This window comes from Micromonospora mangrovicola (assembly GCF_047200535.1).
In the GTDB taxonomy this organism is placed as follows: Bacteria; Actinomycetota; Actinomycetes; order Mycobacteriales; family Micromonosporaceae; genus Micromonospora.
In genome coordinates this window covers 1-1,782 of the sequence record NZ_JBJZOG010000217.1, presented here as the reverse complement: position 1 = coordinate 1,782, position 1,782 = coordinate 1, and the positions used below count along the sequence as shown (strand labels likewise).

Sequence of the window (1,782 nt, the reverse complement as noted above, 5' to 3'; positions counted from 1 at the left end):
CAGGGGGTCGCCACGCATGCTTGGTCGATGTCGAGCAAGTCCTGGACGTTGTTCTCCCTGATGCAGGCGACGAGCCGTCGACGAGCCACGATCCGGCTGAGCCGATGGGCCAGCGGGCCACCGGTCAAGGTGTAGGTGAGCTGAAGGCTGGTGCCGCGGCCACCGTCACAGGGAACAAGCCGATACTCAGTCACGCTATGCCCGCCCGCGTAGCACTCCACAACGTAGCGAAGCGAGGTTGGCAGTCGGTCACGCATAGATCCACGGTGACGGGCCAGCCGTAAGGGCTGCGGGTCTCCCGCCAGCTCGTACCCTGTCCGAACGTCTGGTGGTGGAGCAGCTCAGTTGCTTCGACCTTGGTTAGCAGCGCCGGATACCTCGCGACGTCGGTGAGGATCTGCCACACCTTCTCTGGCGGCGCGGAGATCGTGCGGCTGAATGTCATCGGCTGCATGTTGATCCTCTGCTGGGCGGCGACGCGCCAGCCTAACCGAGTCTCGCGACCTCGGGCGGTCCCTGAACCAGCGGTGGCCTGACCTGTTCGCCGACCGGGGCCAACGCTGAGCACTCGAACCGTCGGTCCTGTACAGCATCTGTGGACGCGAGAGTGCCAAGCACGCCCCTTACAGGAGACAGGGACAGGAGACAGGGGCCTGCTCATTGCCGAATAGACCTCTTATAGATCAAGGCGGCCCGCAAGCGGGCCGCGCCGGCCGATTGCAGACTGCGCCAAGGACCGGAACCGATGCCTCCGGCGGGGATCTTCGACAGAGATGGGGCCGCCCACCTCCACCGCGAGTCCGGGCGGAGCCGAACAGACCTGCTCCCCGGTGTCAACACGCGTTGTGTTGACACCGGGGAGCAGGCCCGTCCCACGATGTGCGGACTCACGGCGGGGATGGGCTTGAGGCAGAGGCGCGAGGCGGCAGCATCAGGGGGATGAACTGTACGGCGCGTATTGAACGCTGCGGGACCGGCGACGCCAGGCGGGCAGCGGTAGGCAGCCGGTTAGTCCCTCGTATCCGGTATGGGTTTCGACCGACCCATCGGGCATCACCACCTCGATGAGCGAGCGTTTCCGCGCAAGGACCTCTCGGACGCGTCCCGCGACGACCGAACGAGCCATGTCGTCGAGGAAGGCCAGGTCCTCGGGCGCCGGGCAAAGTTCCCATCTGCCGCCGTACTCGCCAACCTGTAGGACGATCTCGTCCCCGAAGTCGGCCCATCCGAAGGCGCGAGCGTTGGGATTTGTCGGCGTGATCGTCACAGACAGACCCCATTTGGGGTTCTCGATCTTCACCTCTGCTGCGTCGGCCAGCTCGTGCGCCAACCGGGTAGCCAGGCCCAACGTCGCAGCGGTTGCCGGACCAGATCCGCCAGGTGCGTCTTGCGAGTTGGTGTTGCTCATGCGCGGGAACTGTACAGCCATCCGTACAGCCAAGTCCGCCTCCGAGCGCCGACGCTGTCCGACAGTGCCGGACGGTCTGACCAGGGACACATTCGCCCGACCAGCCATCCTTGATCTTCTTCTAAACCCCAGGCCGGCCGTCGGGAAATCCGCTGTTGGCGGCACCGCGCCAACTTGCCGAGCCGGTGTCATTCCTTCACGAGCCGAGGCGTCTCCGCCACAAGGTCTTCAGCACGCCGACGTCGGAACTCCACCACAGTAAGTGCGGTTGCGGCCAAGAGCGTCAGTGGAGCCAGGACTAGGAGGTAGACGGCCCAAGGCGTGATGAACCCCAGGAGGAAGCACGCGACCACGACGATGGGCCATGACCACGA

Annotated in this window: 4 protein-coding genes; all 4 read right to left on the bottom strand. The window is 65.3% G+C overall.

The genetic code is table 11. The features are described from left to right. On the bottom strand, positions 1-257 hold a 257-nt coding region (locus ACL02O_RS34075; RefSeq protein ID WP_412822297.1), incomplete at its 3' end, for a hypothetical protein. After that, complete coding sequence (locus ACL02O_RS34070; RefSeq protein WP_412822296.1) at positions 191-445, bottom strand: SRPBCC family protein; 255 nt, start codon at positions 443-445, stop codon at positions 191-193. The genes ACL02O_RS34070 and ACL02O_RS34075, both read right to left, overlap by 67 nt. A 486-nt stretch (positions 446-931) precedes the next feature. Continuing rightward, entirely contained in the window at positions 932-1,408 is a 477-nt protein-coding gene (locus tag ACL02O_RS34065) for a hypothetical protein (RefSeq protein ID WP_412822295.1), read from the bottom strand. A 188-nt stretch (positions 1,409-1,596) separates the two neighbouring features. Continuing rightward, on the bottom strand, positions 1,597-1,782 hold a 186-nt coding region (locus ACL02O_RS34060; protein ID WP_412822294.1), incomplete at its 5' end, for a hypothetical protein.

Bases quoted from the DNA above. Each gene is read 5' to 3' on its own strand.
- ACL02O_RS34070 (WP_412822296.1), bottom strand. From the start codon at position 445: ATGACATTCAGCCGCACGATCTCCGCGCCGCCAGAGAAGGTGTGGCAG.
- ACL02O_RS34065 (WP_412822295.1), bottom strand. From the start codon at position 1,408: ATGAGCAACACCAACTCGCAAGACGCACCTGGCGGATCTGGTCCGGCA.